The organism is Aureibaculum marinum (assembly GCF_003813905.1).
Taxonomy (GTDB): Bacteria; Bacteroidota; Bacteroidia; order Flavobacteriales; family Flavobacteriaceae; genus Aureibaculum; species Aureibaculum marinum.
Genome location: NZ_RPFJ01000104.1, coordinates 1 through 372, shown reverse-complemented (window position 1 = coordinate 372; position 372 = coordinate 1). Strand labels below are relative to the sequence as shown.

The 372-nt window shown below is 47.8% G+C and carries 1 pseudogene; it reads left to right on the top strand.

The annotated features are described in order from the left end of the window. A pseudogene (locus tag EGM88_RS15560) lies at positions 1–372 on the top strand (collagen-like protein); the annotation flags it as partial.

Below are 372 nucleotides of genomic sequence, written 5' to 3'. Positions count from 1 at the left end.
AGGTGAACAAGGAATCCAAGGATTAACAGGTACTACTGGTGCTCAAGGTCCCAAAGGTGATACGGGTGCAGCTGGTGCAGACGGAACTAACGGTACAAATGGTATCGATGGTATAGACGGTGCCAAAGGCGAAAAAGGAGATCAAGGTGAAAAAGGTGAACAAGGAATACAAGGATTAACGGGTGCTACTGGTGCTCAAGGTCCCAAAGGTGATACGGGTGCAGCTGGTGCAGACGGAACTAACGGTACAAATGGTATTGACGGTAAAGACGGTGCCAAAGGTGATAAAGGAGATCAAGGTGAAAAAGGTGAACAAGGAATACAAGGATTAACGGGTGCTACTGGTGCTCAAGGTCCTAAAGGTGATACCGG